A 16,437-nucleotide genomic window follows, 5' to 3' on the forward strand; every position below is an offset into this window, starting at 1 on the left:
GCTCTTAAGATTGGCACTCGCGTTCGTCACGCTCCACGTCCTCGGCGCCAATGAACCGACGGATGGTGGTCAGTCTCCGACATCGTGAAACAGTCTAATGCACGGTTTCGATCGAGGAGACGTAGATAGCGCTCCGCCGTTTCCATGATGCCGTAAGCATTATTCGTCGCGAGGTGGTGAAAGACGTACCATGTCCCTCCATTTTCGAAAGTCACTCGCTCCGCCCGGATATTGAGCATCAATGGAGCGACAAAGGATTGCGCGAGAGTGTCGATGCCACCTTCGACTTCGGCCGGGCGCAGCCCGGCTTTTCGTCAGCGACATCCATCTCGCCGCACCGGTCGCCGCCCGCAACGGCCGTGCCGGATTTCATCGCAGCAGTGAACGCCTTCAGTTCGGCCGCCGTCCTACGCACATCGGCCGTTAAAGGTCCGTCGTTCGGGTCGATGATGAAAGGCTGGCGAAAGCTCCCCGGTGCGCTGCCCGCCGGATGAAAATCGAAGATTTGCCGCGGCGCTGGCACGGCTGAGGCTACAATGCTCGATTTTTCGACCGGGTCCGCTGCACTCACCTCGGAAACCGGCGCTCGCGGAACGTCGCGTGGCCGAACCGTTTTGATGTCGGGATGGGGTTCGGGTGCCAATTCCGCTTCTTCGACCGAGGCAGACGGTGACGAACCCACCCGAGCGATAGCCTGAAAACCGCGGTGCATTTCGGCACAGCCGCTCAAAAGAGAAGCCGCCAGCAGCATGGCCAGCATCGGCCGCAAGTGAATGTCTGACGAATCGTGGTTGTGCAAGTCGACTTCCAAATCTGATAAAAGATTATCACGGGGTGCGGACAGAGTCCAGAGTAGGCAGCATTGCTATCTGGGATCTGTGATCAGCTAAGAGTTGGTCGAGACTGCCTCACCTGATCCATCTTCTCGACTCGCCTGTAATGCTCGCGCGCGCTCAGCCGCGACGCTGTCCTGAAAGACGCAATAGCTGCTTCGGATCGCAGCAAGATCGCTTAGACGTTTCACGCCCTGAATCAGTTGACGTTCCGCATCGACCAGCTCAGCCTCGATGCGCTTGTCGCGAGCGCCATCGGACCTGTCTTCTGGGCCGATAAGCCCGCCGACCCAGAAGCGCAGATCGTCAACGCGGCGTCCCAGCCCCGCCAACTCAGCATCGATGCTCGATATGGCTTCCGCTACTGCTGCAAGAATCGCCTCGGACCGTTGCAGATCGGTTTGTGCGTCACGCCGCTGATCGCGGAAACCTCTGACGCGAGAGGATCTCTTCCACAGCATACCGGATCAACTCGCATTCTCGCTCGCGACAGGCAAATACCCTTTGGCGCGAAGGTGGTCCGCGAGGGCGCGGCGGACGGCTTCGGGGCGGGATGGTGCGGGGTCGCCAAGATCGGCGATCCAGGCGTCGAGCGCCGCGAGCGGGTCGGGATGCAGCCGAACTGTGATCGGAGTGGCGTCCACCCTGGGACGTCCGCCGCGTTTCTTTTCGGTTTCTGCCATTGACAACCTCTCAGAGGTATATAATGTCAGAAACCGTCGAGCCGGACAAGGGGTGGAGCCCTCGTCCGGCCCTGACCACCACGATCCTCAGGAGATCACGATGGCTGTCGCCAGCGCTAGCACAACCGCGCCCGCTCGTCCCTTATTACCGCTCCCCGCCCTCGACCACGCCGCCGCCGGCATGCGTCACGCATGGGCGGCCGCCCTGGGGTTATTACAGGCCGCCGCCAGCGCCTCCCGGGCCAGCGATGCCAGCGCGTTAGCATCGGAATCGGTCGCTGCCGCCAGCGCCTCCCACAGACCCGATCAGATCCGGTCTGTCGACCAGGTCGGGAAATCCGACTTGGTGCCGAGCTACCCCGACCACGTCGGGGCACCCCCGCCCTTATTACTCCTCCCGGCGCCCCTGCCGTCGCTCACGGCGGCACTGTCGCAGCGCCGGGTCGTCTTCGGCACCTACGCCGGGGTCGATGCATGAGCGCGCCCTTCCGCCTCCCCTACAGAACCGCGCCCGACTCGCTCGACGCGATCCGGGCCGACCTCGACGACATGCTCGGGCGGGTCGCTCGGGTCGAGGCCGAGCCGGACCCGACGCTCGGCGCCGACGCCGTCGAGGCCTTGTGCCGCAAGTCCCGCGAGCTGTTCACGCGCCGCGCGCTGGAGGAGGCCGCGGAGCACGCCGCGGCGATGCTGCCCGCGCTCGGCCTGCCGAGGCTCGTGGGGCCGGGGTTCGTGCCCGTTAATCCCGTGGCGGCCCTCGACGCCCTGGACGCGGCGATCGCGGCGCTCGATGCCCTCGACGCCGACCCAGACCTCGAAGAAGAGCCCGACGACGAAGCGGGCGGGGATGATGAGCTGTCGCTCGGGTGGCGCGAGGCCGTCCGGCAACTCGACCTCGGGCACGGCAGCGACGACGGCGAGCACACCCTCGGCGCGCCGGAGCGAAGCCCCTACGCGCCGCCGATGGGCGCGAGCTTCTACAAGCCCGCGAACGGCCGGCGGCTGCAACGGTGCTTCGTCGGCCGCGTGTGGAATCAGACGGCGTGGGCGGCCGGCGCCAACCTCGACGGCGAGGGCGAGCCGGAACCGGGATACGACCTCCCCGAGGGCGACGACGAGAAGTGCGGCTCCGAGCACGACGGGTGCGAGCCGGAAGAGCAGGAACACTCCCTCGGCGCGCCGGCCGGAGACGGCGATCAGCGGCATTGGGCGCAGGGCCACGAGAACGACCGGGAGGCCGATCCGTGCGACGGGTCCGGCCTGTACCTGACGGCGGAGCAGTACCGAGCCGCCCGCGACCGCCGGCCGGAGATGAGGGCACTGGCGAGCCGAGCGCGGGCGATGCGCGGCGAACAGGGTATGCGGCGCGACCCCGACGCCGTCACGCCGATCGGACCCGGCATGGTGGCGTGGCGCGGGCCGATGCCGCGAGGCATCTGCAACGTCGTGCCGGTCGAGATGCCCGTGAGGTGCGCGACGTGACAGCGCCCGACTTCACGGACGCTGGCGCCGCGGCAGATCGTGCGCTCGAGGCCGCTACGGTCGCGCACGACGTCGCGCTCGTGGTGGCCTTGGCCCTGTCCACCGAGGCTGGCGCCTTGACCATCAACGGCCAGGAAGCCGTGCGGACGGTGGCCGGCATGATGGTGGACGCGGCTAGAGAGGCGCGCAACGCGATCGACCGCGCAGGCGGCATGTTCCGCGCAGCGAGGGCGTCCCGATGACCCGCGCCCTCGTCCTCCTGGCCTACGCCTACCGCCTCCGGCGCGCCCGGCGGCTACTGGCGCGCGGCCGACACGCCGAGGCCCGGCGCGTGCTCCACGCGCTCGACCGAGAGCACCGCATCCCGTGACGCCACGGCCCGTCCGCGATCGTGCGGGCGGGCTGTCAGGCAGCCTTGGCGTCGAACTGCAGGGCGGCTGGGAGTTCTGACAGGAACTCACGATAGCCCAGGCGAGCGAGCTGCTGGTCGGCCATTCGGAGGATCAACCTCGCCTTGCCCTCCTTGATGGTGGCGATGGATGTTTCAGAGGCGAGCCGGCCGTCGCGGTAGAGGCGAAGCAGAACCTCGTACCTGCCATCCACAGCCGGTCGCATTCTGAGATCAAAGCGGATCTCATCAGTCTGCCAAGACATGGGGGCGTCATCCCTTCGATGTCGCGAACTGCACGACGAAGGGTAGAGACGACATGGTTAACGCGTCGTTAAACCATGCGCGAAGCTTGCGCTCCATGAAAGCAGCGGCCGCGGCGAATCGCGTGTTCCACCGTGACGCGCCGCGGCCACCCCGAGCCATAGCGTTTGCACGCACGACTCGGGAGAAAAGTAGCCGCCCGAGGTCATGGGACAACAGAGGTTTGTTCGCCCTCGTTCGCCGCAGAAACTAGGGATCAGACTAGGAATTCAATTTTGCAGGACGCTGAAACGCGAGCAAACACAATGATTTATCAGAGTGAGGTGGCGCGCCCCGCAGGATTCGAACCTGCGACCCTCGGGTTCGAAGCCCGATACTCTATCCAGCTGAGCTAGGGACGCCCACGGGCCCAGGATGGCACGGATCGCGGCGCGGCGCTCGCCTTTTTTGTGGGGACGTTCGCCGCGGTCAGTCCGAGGTCGCCGAGGTCCAGGAGGCCTGGCTGATGAGCGCGGAGGCTTCGAGGGTGCGGATCGCCGCCTCGATCTCCTTCGCGTCGATCGTGTTGGGCACGAGCTCGGCGACGAGCTCGGACTCGTCGGGGCCGCGCTCCTCCACGGACACGTCGCGGACGGGGTAGTGGGCGGCTTCCAGCGTCTCGACGAGGAGGTCGCGCGCCTCCATCACGTCGCCGTTGTCCACCACGGCCCGCACCTCGTAGCTGGCTTCCGTGGTGCTCTCGTCGAGGGGCGCGCGGTTGATGGCGTTGACGAGGGGGCGGAGCAGGGTGTTGCCGGCCAGCACCAGCAGCGTCACCACAAGGGCCTGGCCGATGTAATGCGCGCCGCAGGCCGCCCCCACGGCGGCCGAGCCCCACAGCGTCGCCGCCGTGTTGAGCCCGCGCACCTCGCCGCCCTCGCGCATGATCACGCCCGCGCCGAGGAAGCCCACGCCCGACACCACGTAGGCCACCACCGTGGTGGCGCCCGCATGGCCGTTGAGCTCCACGCCGAGGTGGACGAAGGAGGCCGCGCCGAGCGCCACCAGCACGTTGGTGCGGAGCCCCGCGTTGCGCTGGCGGTACTGCCGCTCGGCGCCGATCAGCGTGCCGAGCGCGAAGGCGACGATCAGCACGAAGGCGGTCTGCAGCGTGTCGGCGAGGTCCAGGCCGTCCGTCATCCGCGTGTCATCCCCGAGCCGCGCCTGAGGACGTCCTTAGCCGAAGGCGTGTTGCAGAACCGTGACGGCGCTACACCGTGCCGATCGGCCGCCAGGACAGCAGGTCTTTCAGGCGCCGCTGCAGGCCGTCGCGCGTCGCCCGGTAGGCGTCGAGGCGCTGGTCGCGCGAGCCGTCGACGCCGGTGGGGTCGATCGTCGGCCAGTAGGCCACGTCCACCGCCATGGTCCGGGTGAGGTCGAGCGCGCGGTGGTGGGCCTCGGGCGACAGCGTCACGATCAGGTCGAAGCTGTCGTCCTCCAGGTCCTCGAAGCGGCGGGGCCGGTGGCGGGTCGTGTCGAGGCCGAGCTCGTCCATGATGGCGTCGACGAAGGGGTCGTGCTCGCCCGGCCGCACGCCGGCGGACTGGATGTAGACGGAGCGGCCGACGAGGCGCTTGGCCATGTTCTCCGCCATCACGGAGCGCACGGCGTTCTCCGAACAGGCGAACAGGATCGATTGCGGCTTGGCGCGCGAGCTGCCGGGGGGCTTGTCGGGGGCCGGCGGCAGCGTCATCCCTTGTAGTGGAGCGCGGTCATCAGGGTGAACAGCCGGCGCAGCGTGTCGGCGTCGGCGTCCAGCTTGCCGCGCAGCCGCTCGCCGAGCAGCGCCGCGCCCTCGTTGTGGAGCCCCCGCCGCCCCATGTCGATCGCCTCGATCTGGCTCGGCGATGCGGTTCGGATCGCGCGGTAGTAGGTGTCGCAGAGCATCAGATAGTCGCGCAGCACGGAGCGGAAGGGCTGCAGCGACAGGAGGTGCGACATGAGCGGCGCGCCCGCCGCGTCCGACACGGCGAGCACCAGCTTGCCCTCCTGGAGGCCGATGGCGAGCCGGTAGGGCCCGTTGTCGTGCCCCGACAGGCCGAAGGAGTTCTCCTCGACGAGGTCGTAGATGGCGATCCGCCGCTCGTGTTCCTGGTCGGGGTTGCCGCGGCCGATCGAGCCCTCGTCGAGGGTGACGGCGATGAGGCGGTCGCGGTCCCCGGCCATGCGGTTCAGCCTTTCAGGCGCATCGCGACCGAGCGGGCGTGGGCGTCGAGCCCTTCCGCCTCGCCGAGCGCCACCGCGGCCGGCCCGAGCGCGGCGAGCCCGGCCGCGTCGCATTTCAGCACCGACGTGCGCTTCATGAAGTCGAGCACGCCGAGGCCGGACGCGAAGCGCGCCGAGCGCGCGGTGGGCAGCACGTGGTTGGAGCCGCCGACGTAGTCGCCGATGGCTTCCGGCGTGTGGGGGCCGAGGAAGATCGCGCCGGCGTCGCGGATGCGTCGCGCGAGGTCGTCGCCGTTCCGGGCCATGATCTCCAGGTGCTCGGGCGCGAGGCGGTCGACCAGCGGCACGGCGGCGTCGAGGTCCGGCACGAGGACGATCGCGCCGTAGTCGCGCCAGGACGGCTCCGCGATGGCGCGGCGGGGCAGGGCGGCGAGCTGCCGCTCGACCGCGGCCGCCGTCGCATCCGCGAGGTCCTCGCTGTCGGTGACCAGGATCGACTGGGCCACGGCGTCGTGCTCGGCCTGGGCCAGCAGGTCGGCGGCGACGTGCTCGGGGTCGGCGGAGCTGTCCGCCACCACGACGACCTCGGAGGGGCCGGCGATCATGTCGATGCCGACCTGGCCGAAGACGCGGCGCTTGGCGGCGGCGACGAAGGCGTTGCCGGGGCCGACGATCTTGAACACGGGCGCGATGCTGCCCGTGCCGTAGGCCAGGGCCGCGACCGCCTGGGCGCCGCCGACGCGGTAGATCTCGTCGACGCCGGCGAGCTCGGCCGCGAGCAGCACCAGCGGGTTGAGCTGGCCGTCCGGCGTCGGCACCACCACCACGACGCGCTCGCAGCCCGCCACCTTGGCCGGCACCGCGTTCATCAGCACGGAGGAGGGGTAGGCGGCGGTGCCGCCCGGCACGTAGAGGCCGACCGCGCGGATCGCCGTCCAGCGCCAGCCGAGCTCGACGCCAGCTTCGTCGGTCCAGAACTGGTCGGCCGGCTTCTGCCGCTCGTGGAAGGCGAGGATGCGGTCGCGCGCGAGCTTCAGCGCGTCGGCGGTGCGGGCCGGCACCGCGGCGCGGGCGGCCGCGACCTCGTCCGGCGCCACGCGCAGCCCGCGGGCGCGCAGGTCGACGCGGTCGAAGCGCTCGGTGAGGTCGAACAGCGCCGCGTCGCCGCGCGCGCGCACGTCGGCGATGATGGCCGCGGCCGCGTCGTCGACGTCCTGCGACACCTCGCGCTTGGCGGCCAGGAGGGCGCGGAATCGCTGTTCGAAGTCGCTCGATCGGGCGTCGAGGCGAGTATGGGTCTGCATGACCTCTGCTTAGAACGTCGCCGCGCGCCGCTCAAGCGGGCGAGGGCCACGCGCGGTGGGCGCGGCGGCGGGCGCCTCCTCGTCGCCTTGCGGGAGAAGGGGAGCACGCCCTCAGGATGACGGCTGCTCGTCCTTCAACTGCTCCTCGCGCTCGGCCGCGAAGGTGCCGCCGCCGGGCGTGTGGGGCGTCGGGCCGCCCACGCCGGAGCCGCGCAGGTCGAGCGCCGCGAGGTCGCAGGCGTGGGCCGCGTCGGCGGCATCGACCCTGATTTCGTGGTCCGCCGAGCCGTCGGCGGACCGCACCGTCACCGTCCACGTCGCCATTGCGCGTCTCCCGTCAGTGTCCCGGCGCCTTCAGCACCAGCGTGGCGAGCGGCGGCAGCGTCAGCACCAGCGAGTGCGCCTGCCCGTGCGCCTCCACCTCTTCCGTCGAGGCCCCACCGCCGTTGCCGAGGTTGCTGCCGCCGAACACGGCCGCGTCCGTGTTCAGCAGCTCGTGCCAGTAGCCCGCCGCCGGCACGCCGATCCGGTAGCCCTCGCGCGGCACCGGCGTCATGTTGGACAGCACCAGCAGTCTGTCGGCGCCGTCCGCGGTCTGGCGGACGAAGCCGTAGACCGAGCGGTCGTCGTCGTCGCCCACCGCCCAGCGGAAGCCCTCGGGCACGCTGTCGGTGGCGTGGAGCGCCGGCTCGGCCTTGTAGAGCCGGTTCAGCTCCGCGATCAGCAGCTGCACGCCCTTGTGGGTCGGGAAGTCGAGCAGATCCCAGTGCAGCGAGGTGTCGTGGTTCCACTCGCTCCACTGGGCGATCTCGCCGCCCATGAAGAGCAGCTTCTTGCCCGGATGCGTCCACATGAACCCGTAATAGGCGCGCAGGTTGGCGAACTTCTGCCAGTCGTCGCCCGGCATCTTGCGGATCATCGAGCCCTTGCCGTGCACCACCTCGTCGTGGCTGAGCGGCAGCATGAAGTGCTCTGTGTAGGCGTAGACCATGCCGAAGGTCATGAGGTGGTGGTCGTAGCGCCGGTAGACCGGCTCCTTCTCCATGTACTTCAGGGTGTCGTGCATCCACCCCATGTTCCACTTCATGTCGAAGCCGAGCCCGCCCTGCTCGACCGGCGCGGTGACGCCCGGCCAGGCCGTCGATTCCTCGGCGATCACGAGGGCGCCGGGCTCGCGCTCGTGCACGATGCTGTTGAGGTGGCGGAAGAACTCGACGGATTCGAGGTTCTCGCGCCCGCCGTACTTGTTGGGCACCCATTCGCCGTGCTTGCGGCTGTAGTCGCGGTAGAGCATGGAGGCCACCGCGTCCACGCGCAGCGCGTCGACGTGGTAGCGCTCCAGCCACTCGATGGCGCTGGCGATGACGAAGCCCTTCACCTCGTTGCGGCCGAGGTTGAAGATCAGCGTGTTCCAGTCCTGGTGGAAGCCCTCGCGCGGGTCGGCGTGCTCGTAGAGCGGCGTGCCGTCGAAGCGCGCGAGCCCCCACACGTCGGTGGGGAAGTGGGCCGGCACCCAGTCGAGGATGACGCCGACGCCGGCCGCGTGGCAGCGGTCGACGAAATAGGCGAAGTCCTCCGGCGAGCCGTAGCGGCCCGTCGGCGCGAAGAGGCCCAGCGTCTGGTAGCCCCAGGAGCCGCCGAACGGGTGCTCCATGATGGGCATGAACTCGACGTGGGTGAACCCGAGCCCCGCGACATAGGGCACGAGCCGGTCCGCCATCTCGCGCCAGTTGAGGCTGCGCCCTTCCTCGGCGTTCTTGATCCAGGAGCCGGGGTGGACCTCGTAGACCGAGATGGGCGCGTCGAGGGCCTGCCGCTTGGCGCGCTCGGCCTTCCAGTCGCCGTCCGTCCAGGGGAAGGGCTCGGAGCGGGCCACGATCGAGGCGGTCGCGGGCGCGGCCTCGGAGGCGCGGGCCACCGGGTCGGCCTTCTGCGGCAGCACGGCGCCGTCCGGCGCCACGATCTCGTATTTGTAGCGGGCGCCGGGGCCGATGCCGGGCACGAACAGCTCCCACACGCCGGAGGAGCCGCGCCGGCGCATCGGGTGGCGGCGGCCGTCCCACGAGTCGAAGTCGCCCACCACGGACACGCGGCGGGCGTTCGGCGCCCACACGGCGAAGCGCACGCCGGCCACGCCCTCGAAGCTCATCGCCTGGGCGCCGAGCGCGCGGCTCAGCTCGTAGTGGGTGCCCTGGCCGATGAGGTGGAGGTCGAGGTCGCCGAGCAGCGGGCCGAAGCTGTAGGGGTCGTCGACCTCCTGCACGGCGTCGGGCCAGCGCACCCGGAGCCTGTAGGGCCCCGAGGACTGCACGGGGCCGGCGAAGAGGCCGGCGCCGTGGACCTGCTCCAGCGTGCCGATGCGGCTGTCGTCCTCGCGCGCCAGCACGTCGACGCCGCGCGCGCCCGGCATGAAGGCGCGGATCACGCGCTCGCCGTCGACCCGATGGTCGCCCAGCACCGCGAAGGGGTCGCCGTGCCGCCCCTCCACCAGCGCCCACACGGCGTCGGGGCCGATCCCCGCCATGGGATCCCTCCTGGCGTCCCTCGAAACCGTCACGCGCGCTCCTCCACACCCGTCAGGCGATCCACGATCGCCTTGAACCCGCCGAGCGGGATCGGCAGCCACCGCGGCCGGTTGGCCACCTCGTAGCCGATCTCGTAGGCGGCCTTCTCCAGCAGCATCAGGTCGAGCAGGGGTTCGCACAGCTCCGCGCCTCCGTCCGCCCCCTGGCCCAGCGCGTCCCGGTAGGCGGCCAGGAAGCTGTCCCGGCTTTCGCGCCGGAAGGTGGCGAGCAGCGCCGCGCGGCGCTCGCGCACCGGCAGCGGCCCGGCCTCCTCCTCGACGCCCGCCACGCTGGCCGCGGCGTAGTCGAGCGATCGCAGCAGCCCTGCCACGTCGCGCAGCGGGCTCGCCTTGGCGCGCCGCTGCTCCAGCGTCTTCGCCGGCTCGCCCTCGAAGTCGATGATGTAGGCGTCGTCCTGGCTGACCAGCACCTGCCCGAGGTGGAAGTCGCCGTGCACGCGGGTCAGCGCCGTGCCGGCGCCCGCCTCGGCCAGGCGGTCGACGGTTTCCAGCACCGCCTGGCGCCGCCCGAGCACCGATTCGGCCAGGGCGCGGGCGCCGTCGTCCAGCGCGTCGCGCTTGGCCTCCAGCGCGTCGAGCGCGTGGGCGACCTCGCCGCCGACGTCGCGCCGCCAGGCCTCGACGGCCGCGCGGTCCGCGGTCTCGGGGCGGAAGGCCGGATCGTCGGTCGGCAGCGCCAGGGCGCGGTGGAGCTCGCCGAGGCGCCGGCCGATCGTGCCCACGAAGGCGTCGATCACCTGGTAGTCGGGGCCGGCCTCGCCGTCCGTCAGGGCCGCGTCCTCGACGGCGCGGCGCAGGTTGTCGAGCACCCAGGTCCAGGCGTCGCCCTGGTTGGCGATGACGCCCTGCGCGATGGCCAGCGTGTAGGGCGTGCCGTCCGCGGCGTAGCGCACGATCTCGCCGATCAGCGCGGCCGTGTTCTCGAAGCCGACCTCGGTGAGGCGGCGGGTCATCTCGGCCTCGGGGTGGATGCCCGGCGCGAGGCGGCGGATCAGCTTGACGATGCCGAGGTTGCCGACCACGGCCGAGGAGTTCGACTGCTCGGCCGTGAGCAGGCGCACCTTGGCGTCGTCGATGCCCTCGAGGGCGTCGGCGGCCTCGGAGCCGAGGCAGCGGATCTCGCGGCCGTCCGGCAGCGGGATCGTGCTGCGGTTCTTGATGCCGCGCAGCACGCCGCGCGGCAGGCCGTCGAGCGAGAAGGCGTCGGTGATGTAGCCGACGCGCCGCCCGCGCCGCACCCGCGCCAGGGCGGTCTGCTGGGCGAAGGAGGTCAGCGCCGGCCCCTCCCAGGCGATGCCGGCGGGCATCTGATAGCGGTCGGTGCGCCCCCCGGTCTGCACCTCGACCTCGATCAGCAGGATCTCCTGATCGGCGGGCAGCGGCGCCGCGTAGACGAGGCGCGCGCCGGTGATGCGCTGGTCCTTGGAGGCGAACCAGCGGCGGAGCGGCAGGTACTGCGGCAGCAGCTCGTTCAGGATCTTGCCGGTGTAGCGCTCGCTCAAAAGCTCGCGCAGGCTTTCGCGCACCACGAAGGTGTTGAACTCGGGCAGCTGCTCGCCGCCCGCGTGGTGCCAGGACGGGGCCTTCTCGGTCTCGCTGAGGCTCAGCCAGTAGAAGCCGTAGGGCGGCAGCGTGAGGAGGTAGTTCAGCTTGCCGACGGGGGGGAAGGGCGTCGGGCCGGAAAGCTCCACCGGCACCCGGCCCTCGAACTCGGCGAGGCCGAGCTCCACCGCCTGCGGCGTGCGCGACAGGTTGGCGACGCACAGGATCGTGTCGCCGTCGAACTCGCGCAGGTAGGCGAGCACGTGGCGGTTGCCGGGGTAGATGAAGCGCAAGGCCCCGCGGCCGAAGGCCTGGTGCTTGCCGCGCAGCGCCAGCATGCGCCGCATCCAGTTCAGCAGCGAGTGGGGGTCGCGCGCCTGGGCCTCGACGTTGACGGCGTTGAAGCCGTAGAGCGGGTCCATGATGGGCGGCAGCACGACGCTGGCGGGGTCGGCCCGCGAGAAGCCGCCGTTGCGGTCCTCGGTCCACTGCATCGGCGTGCGGACGCCGTCGCGGTCGCCGAGGTGGATGTTGTCGCCCATCCCGATCTCGTCGCCGTAATAGATCACGGGCGTGCCGGGCATGGACAGGAGCAGCCCGTTCATCAGCTCGATGCGGCGCCGGTCACGCTGCAGCAGCGGGGCGAGGCGGCGGCGGATGCCGAGGTTGATGCGCGCCCGCTTGTCGGCCGCGTAGGTGTTCCACAGGTAGTCGCGCTCCTCGTCCGTCACCATCTCGAGCGTCAGCTCGTCGTGGTTGCGCAGGAAGATCGCCCATTGCGCGTTCGGCGGGATCTCCGGCGTCTGGCGCATGATGTCGGTGATCGGGAAGCGGTCCTCCTTCGCGATCGCCATGTACATGCGCGGCATCAGCGGGAAGTGGAACGCCATGTGGCATTCGTCGCCGTCGCCGAAATACATCTGCGTGTCCTCGGGCCACATGTTGGCCTCGGCGAGCAGCATGCGGTCCGGGTAGGAGCGGTCGAGGTCCGCGCGGATCTTCTTCAGGATCTCGTGGGTCTCGGGCAGGTTCTCGTTGGAGGTGCCGTCGCGCTCGATCAGGTAGGGGATGGCGTCGAGCCTGAGCCCGTCGACCCCCATGTCGAGCCAGAAGTGCATGACGCGCAGCACCTCCTCCAGCACCTTCGGGTTGTCGAAGTTGAGGTCAGGCTGGTGCGAATAGAAGCGGTGCCAGAAGTACTGGCCCGCCACCGGGTCCCAGGTCCAGTTCGACGTCTCGGTGTCGAGGAAGATGATGCGCGTCTCGGTGAACTTGTCGTCCGTGTCGGACCACACGTACATGTCGCGCTCCGGCGAGCCCTTGGGGGCGTGGCGGGCCGCCTGGAACCAGGGGTGCTGGTCCGAGGTGTGGTTGATGACGAGCTCGGTGATGACGCGGATGCCGCGCGCATGGGCCGCGGCCACGAACTGCCGGAACTCGTCGAGCGAGCCGTAGTCGGGGGACACGTCCTCGTAGCCCGAGATGTCGTAGCCGTCGTCGCGCCGGGGGCTGGGGTAGAAGGGCAGCAGCCAGATGCAGGTGACGCCGAGGTCCGCGACGTAGTCGAGCTTGGCGTTCAGCCCCGCGAAGTCCCCGATGCCGTCGTTGTTGGCGTCGAAGAAGGACTTCACGTGAAGCTGGTAGATGACCGCGTCCTTGTACCAGAGCGGGTCGTTCGACAGCGTGGACGTGGGCGCCGCGGATTCGGATTGCGTGAGGTCGGGCGGCGTGGACTGGAGCTGAAGCGCCATGTTCAGAGGTCCCTCGCGGCGCTGAGCCGCCAGATGGAGAAGGGGAGTTCGTTGGGGTCGAGGCGGATGCGCTGGATCTTGCCGGTCCAGGTGAAGCTCACCTTCCGGAACAGGTCTTCCACGGCCAGCGTGCCGCCGTCGGGGAGCCCCCACTCCCACAGCGGCACCTCGATGTCGGCCTCCTGCACGTTGTAGGGATCGAGGCTGACGGCGATGAGCAGGCAGTTGTCGCGCGACGGCGTGGTCTTCTGGAACAGGAGCACGTTGTCGTTGTAAGCGCCCCGGAAGGTGATCCCGAGGTGGGTGTGCAGCGCCGGGTTGTCGCGGCGGATGCGGTTCAGGGCCGCGATCTCGGCCACGATGTTGCCGGGCCGGTCGTAGTCCCAGGCCGTGAGCTGATACTTCTCGCTGTCGGCATATTCTTTCCGCTTGGCGTCGGGCCGCCCCTCGCAGAGCTCGAAGCCGTTGTAGACGCCCCACAGGCCCGACAGCGTCGCCGCCAGCGCGGCGCGGATCAGGAAGGCGGAGCGCGGCGCGTTCTGCAGGAAGTCCGGGTTGATGTCGTGCGTGTTGACGAAGAAGTGCGGCCGGAAGAAGTCGCGCGGCGCCGTGTTGGCCAGCTCCGAGAGATATTCCGTCAGCTCGTACTTCGTGTTGCGCCAGGTGAAGTAGGTGTAGCTCTGCGAGAAGCCGATCTTCGCGAGCTTGTACATCACCTTGGGCTTGGTGAAGGCTTCCGACAGGAAGACCACGTCCGGGTGGGTGCGGCGGATGTCGGCGATGGCCCATTCCCAGAAGGGGAAGGGCTTGGTGTGCGGGTTGTCGACGCGGAACAGCTTCACGCCCTGCTCGACCCACAGCATCATCATGTCGCGCAGTTCGACCCACAGCGACGGCATGGCGCCGGGCGCGAAGAAGTCGACGTTGACGATGTCCTCGTATTTCTTCGGCGGGTTCTCGGCGTAGCGGATGGTGCCGTCCGGCCGCCAGTTGAACCAGTCCGGGTGGTCCTTGAGCCAGGGATGGTCGGGCGAGGCCTGGATGGCGATGTCGAGCGCCAGCTCCAGCCCGTGGTCGGCCGCGGCCGCGACGAGGCGGCGGAAGCTCGCGAAGTCGCCGAGCTCGGGGTGGATGGCCGAGTGGCCGCCCTCGGCGGCGCCGATCGCGTAGGGGCTGCCGGGGTCGTCCGGGCCGGCGGTCAGCGTGTTGTTGCGGCCCTTGCGGTTGGTGCGGCCGATGGGGTGGATCGGCGTGAAATACAGCACGTCGAAGCCCATGGCGCGCACGCGCGGCAGCGCCGCGATCACGTCGTCGAAGGTGCCGTGGCGGTGGACGTCGCCGCTCTGCGAGCGCGGGAAGATCGAGTACCAGCTCGCGAATCCGGCGCCCGTGCGCTCGGCGTCGACCGGGATCTCGGCGCTCGTCAGCCTGAAGGGCCGCGGGTCGGCGGCCATCATCGCGGCCTCGGTCTCGGGCGCGAGCAGGATCGCGAGCCGCGCGGCGTCGTCGGCCCCCTCCAGGCGCTCGGCGATGGGCTTCAGCCGCGCCGCGGCCTCGCCCTTGGCGGACTTCAGCGTGCGCGCGACGAGGCGGCGGCCTTCCTCCAGCTCCAGAGGCACGGCGAGGCCGGCCTCGTGCTTGGCCTCGATCTCGTGGTGGAACATGGCGAAGTCGTCGCGCCAAGTTTCGACCACGAAGGTGTGGCGGCCGAGCCGCTCCAGCGGCATGTCGGCGGCCCAGCGGTCGTTGCCGAGCGGCGCCATGCGGCGCTCGCGCCACGCGTCCTCGTCGGCGGCGCGCCAGCGCAGCGCCACCGCGATGCGGTCGTGGCCCTCGCCGAAGGCGTCCGCCTCGACGCGCACCACCTCGCCCACCGTGCGCTTGACGGCGTAGCGGCCGCCGTCGACCGAGGGCGTGATCGCCTCGATGGCGAGGCGAGGCGCCTCCATGGCGGTCTCGACGGTGAAGCGCAGCGACTCCGGCGGCGCCACGACGGCGCGGCCCGCGCGCCCGTCGAGCACCCGCACGGCCGCGGGGGCGAGGCCGACGGCCGAGTCGGCGTCGAGGTTCGGCCCCGAGCCCACGGCGTCGCGGAACGGCAGGAAGCGCCCGACCTCGGGCGACAGCGCCCCGCCCGCCAGCGTCGACACGCGGTCGAGCGACGGGTTGACGAGCACGAGCCGGGCCGCCGTGGCGGCCCGGAGGTCGCCGGCGTCCATGCGCAGCACGCCCGTGGGGGCGCCGGGCGCCGAGGGCACGAGCCGCAGCGCGCCGCCGGCGAAGCGGCCGCCCTCGCGGCGCAAGAAGGCGTTGGCGGCCCGCACCGTTTCCGCGAGCAGCAGGCGCGGCGCGGCGCGCAGGGCCGCGTAGGTTTCGCGCACGCCGCCCGTGGAGGCCACGCGCTCGCGGGCGCCGAACTCGACGCCCATGGGCACCAGGATGCCGTCGCCCAGCGTCGCCGCGACCGACAGGGCGCGCCCGACCGTGCGGGTCGCGATCTCGTCGGTGATCAGGGCGCGGGACAGGCGCTCGCCGAAGGGCGCCTCGGGGAAGGCGATGACGGGGCCGAGGGCGGACAGGCGCTGATGCTCGTCGACCGGCCAGGACGCGCGGCAGTCCCACCAGCGCAGCGACGAGAAGCTGCCGTCGAAGCCGGCCGGGCCCAGGGCCGCCACGGCCTCGGCCGGCAGGCCCGGCGTCCAGGCGAGCAGGCGCGCGCCGGGCGCGGCGCGGCGCACCGCGGCGCCGACCGCGGCCCACAGGGCGGCGGGAACGCGCTCGGGCGCGAGGCAGCGGAACAGCGTCGCTCCGGCGCCGGCCAGGGCCGCGGCGTAGTCCGTCAGGAGATCGGCGAAGCGGGACCGGACGGCCTCGTCGCCGAACGGCACGGGGGCGGCCCCGCGGTCCTCGGGCGCCACGCGGGGGTCGAGCGGGTCGGCGGGCGGCAGGTCGAGCCCGAGCTCACGCGCCAGGGGCGAGCCGGCGGCGACCCGGTCGGCCGCGAGGTCGACGCCGAGCGCGAGGCCGCGGGCGCGGCACAGCTTCGCCAGCGCCGCCACGGCCTCCGCGATCGCGTCGGCCTCCGGCAGCGCCGGATGCGGGCGGGACCAGTCGGCGGGCAGGAGGGCGTCGCCGGTCGGGCCGGGGGCGCCGGGCGGCGAGATCATCACGGTGTCGAAGCCCATGCCGGCGCAGCCGTCGAGCAGCGTGGCCCATTCGGCGGGGCCGGACACCATGGACAGGGGGACGTGGTAGATGCGGGGCGGGGCGGGGCGGGCGGCACCGGAGGGAGGGTCGTCGCGCTCGACGGGCGTGGGGGACGCGAACTGTCCCGGCGGCGTCGCTTGCATCATCGATGACGTCCTCACGCGATTCCTCGAAGGCCGCGGCCCGTTCCGTCC

The 16,437-nt window shown here is 70.8% G+C and carries 15 protein-coding genes and 1 tRNA gene; 5 read left to right on the forward strand and 11 right to left on the reverse strand.

The genetic code is table 11. The features are described from left to right. Positions 1 to 238: 238 nt before the first annotated feature. Positions 239 to 799 carry a hypothetical protein gene (locus tag L7N97_RS15780; protein ID WP_237479267.1) on the reverse strand — a complete coding sequence of 187 codons (561 nt, stop codon included), beginning with the start codon at positions 797 to 799 and terminating at the stop codon, positions 239 to 241. 237 nt (positions 800 to 1,036) lie between these two features. On the opposite strand from L7N97_RS15780, the gene L7N97_RS15785 reads away from it, so the two are divergent. From L7N97_RS15785 to L7N97_RS29800, 5 genes are all read left to right on the forward strand, one after another. Then, positions 1,037 to 1,519, forward strand: coding sequence for a hypothetical protein (locus L7N97_RS15785; RefSeq protein WP_237479268.1), 483 nt, complete (start codon positions 1,037 to 1,039; stop codon positions 1,517 to 1,519). A gap of 340 nt (positions 1,520 to 1,859) precedes the next feature. Beyond that, the gene (locus tag L7N97_RS29795) at positions 1,860 to 1,994 is read left to right on the forward strand and encodes a hypothetical protein (RefSeq protein WP_255721677.1); all 135 of its coding nucleotides are present in this window, start codon (positions 1,860 to 1,862) and stop codon (positions 1,992 to 1,994) included. Next, positions 1,991 to 2,998 carry a hypothetical protein gene (locus tag L7N97_RS15790; protein WP_237479269.1) on the forward strand — a complete coding sequence of 336 codons (1,008 nt, stop codon included), beginning with the start codon at positions 1,991 to 1,993 and terminating at the stop codon, positions 2,996 to 2,998. Before L7N97_RS29795 ends, L7N97_RS15790 begins: the two co-directional genes overlap by 4 nt. Then, the gene (locus L7N97_RS15795; protein WP_237479270.1) at positions 2,986 to 3,240 is read left to right on the forward strand and encodes a hypothetical protein; all 255 of its coding nucleotides are present in this window, start codon (positions 2,986 to 2,988) and stop codon (positions 3,238 to 3,240) included. Before L7N97_RS15790 ends, L7N97_RS15795 begins: the two co-directional genes overlap by 13 nt. Then, positions 3,237 to 3,368, forward strand: a complete 132-nt coding sequence (locus L7N97_RS29800; protein WP_255721678.1) for a hypothetical protein — start codon at positions 3,237 to 3,239, stop codon at positions 3,366 to 3,368. Before L7N97_RS15795 ends, L7N97_RS29800 begins: the two co-directional genes overlap by 4 nt. A 35-nt stretch (positions 3,369 to 3,403) precedes the next feature. Here the strand turns inward: L7N97_RS29800 and L7N97_RS15800 are convergent, their stop codons facing one another. The 10 genes from L7N97_RS15800 to L7N97_RS15845 all read right to left on the reverse strand — a co-directional run bounded on the left by L7N97_RS15800 (position 3,404) and on the right by L7N97_RS15845 (position 16,389). After that, positions 3,404 to 3,652: a hypothetical protein gene (locus L7N97_RS15800; RefSeq protein WP_237479271.1), complete on the reverse strand. Its 249-nt coding sequence runs from the start codon at positions 3,650 to 3,652 to the stop codon at positions 3,404 to 3,406. A 322-nt stretch (positions 3,653 to 3,974) separates the two neighbouring features. Beyond that, positions 3,975 to 4,051, reverse strand: a tRNA-Arg gene (locus L7N97_RS15805). A 67-nt stretch (positions 4,052 to 4,118) separates the two neighbouring features. After that, positions 4,119 to 4,829, reverse strand: coding sequence for an MgtC/SapB family protein (locus tag L7N97_RS15810; protein WP_237479272.1), 711 nt, complete (start codon positions 4,827 to 4,829; stop codon positions 4,119 to 4,121). A 70-nt stretch (positions 4,830 to 4,899) separates the two neighbouring features. Further along, the gene (locus L7N97_RS15815; RefSeq protein WP_237479273.1) at positions 4,900 to 5,382 is read right to left on the reverse strand and encodes an arsenate-mycothiol transferase ArsC; all 483 of its coding nucleotides are present in this window, start codon (positions 5,380 to 5,382) and stop codon (positions 4,900 to 4,902) included. Beyond that, entirely contained in the window at positions 5,379 to 5,855 is a 477-nt protein-coding gene (locus L7N97_RS15820) for a UPF0262 family protein (protein WP_237479274.1), read from the reverse strand. The genes L7N97_RS15815 and L7N97_RS15820 overlap by 4 nt, the downstream gene beginning before the upstream one ends. Before the next feature lie 5 nt (positions 5,856 to 5,860). Further along, positions 5,861 to 7,159 (reverse strand): histidinol dehydrogenase, encoded by a 1,299-nt coding sequence (gene hisD, locus L7N97_RS15825; protein WP_237479275.1) that lies wholly within the window; start codon positions 7,157 to 7,159, stop codon positions 5,861 to 5,863. Between the two features lie 111 nt (positions 7,160 to 7,270). Next, on the reverse strand, positions 7,271 to 7,483 hold the full coding sequence (locus L7N97_RS15830) for a hypothetical protein (RefSeq protein ID WP_237479276.1): 213 nt from the start codon (positions 7,481 to 7,483) through the stop codon (positions 7,271 to 7,273). A 13-nt stretch (positions 7,484 to 7,496) separates the two neighbouring features. After that, a complete protein-coding gene (gene glgB / locus L7N97_RS15835; RefSeq protein ID WP_237479277.1) occupies positions 7,497 to 9,683 on the reverse strand; it encodes a 1,4-alpha-glucan branching protein GlgB in 2,187 nt (728 codons plus the stop codon). Between the two features lie 29 nt (positions 9,684 to 9,712). After that, positions 9,713 to 13,036: a maltose alpha-D-glucosyltransferase gene (gene treS, locus L7N97_RS15840; protein WP_237479278.1), complete on the reverse strand. Its 3,324-nt coding sequence runs from the start codon at positions 13,034 to 13,036 to the stop codon at positions 9,713 to 9,715. Between the two features lie 2 nt (positions 13,037 to 13,038). Continuing rightward, complete coding sequence (locus tag L7N97_RS15845) at positions 13,039 to 16,389, reverse strand: alpha-1,4-glucan--maltose-1-phosphate maltosyltransferase (protein WP_237479279.1); 3,351 nt, start codon at positions 16,387 to 16,389, stop codon at positions 13,039 to 13,041. Positions 16,390 to 16,437: the final 48 nt, after the last annotated feature.

The organism is Lichenibacterium dinghuense (assembly GCF_021730615.1).
GTDB lineage: Bacteria > Pseudomonadota > Alphaproteobacteria > Rhizobiales > Beijerinckiaceae > Lichenihabitans > Lichenihabitans dinghuensis.